At 61.0% G+C, this 4,859-nt stretch carries 5 protein-coding genes; 1 reads left to right on the forward strand and 4 read right to left on the reverse strand.

Features of this window, described 5'->3' with window-relative positions; translation table 11 throughout:
- A partial coding sequence (locus WCA53_RS21220) for a TniQ family protein (protein ID WP_423915268.1) occupies positions 1-779 on the reverse strand: 779 nt, incomplete at its 3' end.
- 62 nt (positions 780-841) lie between these two features.
- Positions 842-1,120 (reverse strand): helix-turn-helix domain-containing protein, encoded by a 279-nt coding sequence (locus WCA53_RS21225; protein ID WP_423915270.1) that lies wholly within the window; start codon positions 1,118-1,120, stop codon positions 842-844.
- 343 nt (positions 1,121-1,463) lie between these two features.
- On the opposite strand from WCA53_RS21225, the gene WCA53_RS21230 reads away from it, so the two are divergent.
- On the forward strand, positions 1,464-2,558 hold the full coding sequence (locus tag WCA53_RS21230; RefSeq protein WP_423915272.1) for a TniQ family protein: 1,095 nt from the start codon (positions 1,464-1,466) through the stop codon (positions 2,556-2,558).
- A 322-nt stretch (positions 2,559-2,880) separates the two neighbouring features.
- Here the strand turns inward: WCA53_RS21230 and WCA53_RS21235 are convergent, their stop codons facing one another.
- Together WCA53_RS21235 and WCA53_RS21240 are read right to left on the reverse strand one after the other, a co-directional pair.
- Complete coding sequence (locus WCA53_RS21235) at positions 2,881-4,032, reverse strand: AAA family ATPase (RefSeq protein WP_423915274.1); 1,152 nt, start codon at positions 4,030-4,032, stop codon at positions 2,881-2,883.
- A partial coding sequence (locus WCA53_RS21240) for a hypothetical protein (RefSeq protein WP_423915276.1) occupies positions 4,029-4,859 on the reverse strand: 831 nt, incomplete at its 5' end. The genes WCA53_RS21240 and WCA53_RS21235, both read right to left, overlap by 4 nt.

Raw genomic sequence — 4,859 nt, forward strand, 5'->3', positions numbered from 1 at the left:
CACGATTGTGAGCGCTTATCGGACGGCACGTTGTTCTCAAGGTACAGCGAATGTAGATCCGCCGGAACGATTTTCGCGAGTTCCTCGTCGCTGGCGTAGGTCAAGACCCGTACCGCGACGGCGCAGAGGTCGTTGAGGATCTCAACGGGGGCGTAGTCGGAGTGGCGATAGACCCCGAAATGGGGCCGAGATCCGTCGATGATGTCGTAGACGGTGCGCTGAGCGGCTAGTAGCGGGTGGTCCTCGTCAAAGCGGGCAACGGTGACTGCGGACAGATCGGCGTTACAACGCCTGATTGAGGGCGTCTCGGCGCTGTGGATGGGAGTCGCGCAGCGCCCCGGTGTCGGGACAATATCTCCCGGAAATGGCCGCTGCCGCTGAGCCTTCCCGCATGACGGGCACAGTTTCGCCAGTAGGCAATGGTGCCGCGGGCAGGCGAAGGACCAGCCTAAGCGCCACCGCAGCTGCCATCGCCCCTGCGTGTCATGAAGACAGGCCGGGCAGTATTTCGAGCCACTCCCCCACCCCCATGGAAAGCCGGCCTTCACTCCCCGGTGAGGCCGGTCGATCAACACTGCGCGGCCGTCGTAATGCGACAGCGTCGTGGCCTGCAGGACTGTTCGGTCGACCCCTGTCGCCTGTGACAGCGCCGCAGCCTCTGGTGGCGTGAGGTTGTGGACGCATCTCTGCATCCACAGATAGCCTTGCGGACTTGGTAACTGGATGCCGTCACGAAGCTGTGCGCAGGGCGTTCCCATGCGCGCTGCGAGCGTTTCCATCCAGGAGTCGAAGGCCTCGCCCTGCAGGGGTGCGATGCGAATCGGCAGCGTGCGTGGCCCGGTCACCGGCGCCGTCGTCGACCACCTGGGCGCTTGAGGAGTTCGCCGACATCGACGTGGAGCGCTTCGGCTATGTCGAACAGTCTCTCGTAGAGCAGACCGCGTCGGCCGTGCTCCACATCGATCAGCACGTTGCGCGTCACTCCGGACTCCAAGGCAAGCGCTTCCTGTGTCATCTCTCGTGCCAGGCGCAGTGTGCGGATGTTGTCTCCGACCACTTCTCGCCAGTGCTGCCACCGTGCGACCCGTTCCGGGTTGTTCTGGCTGGGTCGCGTAGGCACGCCTTCAGATAAGGCGGCGAATCTGGCAAAGTCTGCCCTACTAGTAGGGCTTGTTTTCTGGACCGCTTGTCGCTCCGGCCATTCGCGCAATCGCCCGGAGCGAACAAGTCTGCTCTTTTAGTGGTGCTGAATTGTCCGACGAATCGGAGCTTCGCGCCTATTGCAGGGAGCGGGCGCAATTGGGCGCGCTGGTCATGTTGCCCGGAAAAGGCGAGCATGCTCCGAAAGACGCTCACCGATTCACCTTCGTAGTGCACTACTAGCAGGGCATCATGAGGGCATGGCGACCGGCGCGCCGGCAGCAAAATCCGACCCTCCCGGGTGCACCGGGGCTGGGCAGACGATGCGGACGTTGCCCATCCGAGTCAATCCTGTGGCCGAGGAAAGCCTTGACTCGTGGCTGGAGGCTTTAGCTAGCCGCACCAGCTCTACTTGGGGCGAAATCTTGCAAGCGACTGGCTTTTTCCACGCTCGTGGCAACACTGCTTCGCACTGGGCAGCGCGGGCGATCGTATCGCTGACTGCCGAACAGCTCGACGTCGTCAGCCACTGCACCGGGGTCCGACCACGTCGGCTGCGGGAGATGACTCTGCAGCCGTGGATCAAGGACACGAGCTCGCAGCGACGCTCCGTGGCCTCTCTGCGGGTTACTGGCTCACGGTTCTGTCCAGTCTGCCTGAGCGAGCGCGGTGGACGGTGGCGGGTGTGGTGGCGGTTGCGTTGGGCCTTTGCTTGCCCTGCGCATGCGTGCCTGCTGGCCGACACCTGCAACGTGTGTGGCGGTCTCCAACGCACGGCGCCACCGCGCTTCCGTGACGTACCGAACCTGGGTTCGTGCTCGCGTGTTATCCCGCAATCCGGTCAAATGCGACGATGCGGTGGATCGCTATCGAGTGTGCGCGTCCTATGTCTGGACAACGATCTGGCGATCGAGGTTCAACGTGAGCTTCTGTGCGTGCTTCATGCGGGGCGTGCGTCGGGCGGGATCTACGCCTCAACACCGGTGCCCTCGGCGATGTTCGCCCGAGATCTACGAGTCTTAGGGCAATGGATGTTGCGTCACGGGCGAGCCCACGATGTGGCCGCCCGGATTTCCGATCAGCTTTGGCAGCATTATGCGCTCAGAGCGGCGAACGATGTGTTCCGGCCACTGATTACGAATCATGGCGCACGGATGACGTCCTCGAGCCCCGCCGCCGACGCGGCCATCGCATGTATGGCAGCGCCGATCTTGCAGTCTGCCGACATTGAAACCGCCGCCAAGTCTCTGCAGTGGGTGACGTCATCGATGTGCTGGCGTGGAGTATCACCCTCAAAGCGCTGCAACTATTGGCCTGGAACAACCAGTCCGGCGCTCGACGCGCTGCGGCGAACGGTGCAATGCGCAAACGATCGGGTTGGCCGCACACGACCGCCGTCCATAGCGCTGCAGACGTGAACGCACTGAGGAGCGCGCTCGAGTGTGATCAGATGTCGTCGGTGGTAGGCCCAAGCGTTGAATCCTCAATCGCGGCTTGACAAAGTCCAGTCGCTTGGCGATCGCGTTGACCACGTGTGGGTCAACGAACACTGTGAACTCACATTTGCGCAGTTTCGAGTGGTCAGCTGAGGGCGGCGCGATTGCCGCGAGCAGGTCGCGCCACGACGATGTACGTCGTTGCGTAATTGCCGCCAGCCCAGCCACAATTGCAAACCGTTCACCCGGTAGTGGAAGTCCTGATGGGCAGTGTTTGTGGCGACATCGCTTGCAGAGCACTGATTTAGGAGGCGCGTCGTTGTCCAGTGGTGCGTGTGTGCAGGCGTCGGGTCCGAAAAGCTGCGTCGAGTTCTTTGCGTGCTTTCTCAGCGGCGCTGTCGATCTTGATGGTGTCAAACAGCTCGCGGCTTAACGCTTCACCGCCGGTTCGCACCGCCCGAGCGCATCCGCGTCGAATCAGTTCCATGAGTGAACCGATGTGCCCTGTGCTCCGCGTGTACAGATACTCCGACAAATCATCTGTTAGCATGCCTGGCCGTTTCGATCCCAGGATGAGTCGCTCTTCCACGGTGGCTACCAGGGTGTTCCATTGCCGGCGTTCTTTGTCGTTCGTCAGACGGTAGGGTCGCATCTGCAACATTGTTGTGCGGCGAGCCGTTTGTTCGAACCGGATGGCTTGGTAGTCGGCACTGTCGGAGCTGCTAGCTAAGTCTTCCATTAGTACGCCGCGCTCGTCGAGTCCGATCCCGATAAAGAACAACGTCAACGGGAACTCGTTGGCGATGTACTTGAAGTGGTTGCTGATCTCCACTCCCCCGGAGCGCTGCCAGTGCAAGAAGTGAAGGTCGTCGATGATGAGTAGCCGTGTCTCACAGCTTAATACGCTGTCCAAAGCTCGCTGTCCAAGTTCTATCGTCGTTCCGCGCTGTCCCGGATGTGCGTAGTACTCGCACAGGGCTCTGCTGAAGTCCTTCATGCTGGTGTTGCCGCGCATCCCGATCCGGCACACCGGCCATCGTTCATTGCCCGCGGCGGTGAATGCACCGTGCCGCAAAATCTCGCGCTTGTGAAACTCTTTGGCGAATGCCTCGGCCGCACATGTCTTGCCCAAGCCTGGGTAGCCCTCTAGTGCCACGGCGCCCTTAGCGTGATTTCCGTCCTGGGTGCTGCTATCCATGATGTCCCACAGGTCCTCGTGGAGGGCCGCGAGTTGGGGTGTTCGAAGCGGCCCAATGTTGTTGTGCCAATCAGCGCGCCGCTGATTGTAGTTGTCGGCGGCTTCCTCACTGAGGCGGCGGATCTGGCGTCTAGACAGCTCTTCGGGCCTAACACGCTTGGGCGCTTCAACGTAGTCTCGCCAACCTTCTTTTCGCGACAATGTGAGGTTGTCGAGGTTCGGTGACTTCGGACCACGCTGATTATCTGCTGCGTTCATACGTCCTCCAAGATCTCCTCGTAGAAGTGACCGTCGTCGATGCGCGGGTCGTCATCGAGTTCGTCGATGAATTCGGGGTCGTCAGCCTCTGTCGCTGCTGACGCATCGGAAATCTGTTGCCTCATAGGCGATTCAGGAACATGCGCCGCTTGCTTGACATCCAAGGTCAGACCGGACTGCTCGCGCGACAAGCGCAGGGCAGCTCGTCGCTCGGCCATCGTGTGTCCTTGACCGAGGTTGCGGCGCTCGAGGAATTCAGACAACGCCAACTTGTCGTCGAAATAGCGGCGTTTGGCCTTCACCAGTTCACGGGCGAACAACAGCCCGTCCTCGTTCATCGGGCCATTACACAGCGCTGCATGATCCCACGTCAGCGGATGCCACTTTCGGGTCACCTTCCGGTCGAAGAAATAGACGAAGCGCACATCGGTGGGGTCGACGTGAAACGGCCACTCCCCCTTATGTTCTCGGAAGGAACTCTTCTCCCCGGGCCGATATCCCGTCAGTCCAGAACCGCGGTAGATACGCTTGTCGATCTGGATCCCGTAAGGCTGGATCGTCCGCCATTCCACTTTCAGGAAGTTGTAGGCAAAGTCCGGGTCGCGCGGCGCCTCGATGTAGCCGGCGCGGGCGACGCCGTGCTCGAACATTTGCGCCGGGCTCATTCCCAGTTTCCACAGTCCGACCTCTCCGACACCGTCGTGCGGCTTATTGTGGTAGCAGACGGCTATCCATTCGCGAAGTAGTGCCTCCAGTTCATCGATAAAGAAGAAGGCGTCCCGTTCTGGAGCGACACCGCGGGAATACACATCTGGGCCCTTGTAGCC

This window comes from Caballeronia sp. (assembly GCF_049581465.1).
GTDB lineage: Bacteria > Pseudomonadota > Gammaproteobacteria > Burkholderiales > Burkholderiaceae > Caballeronia.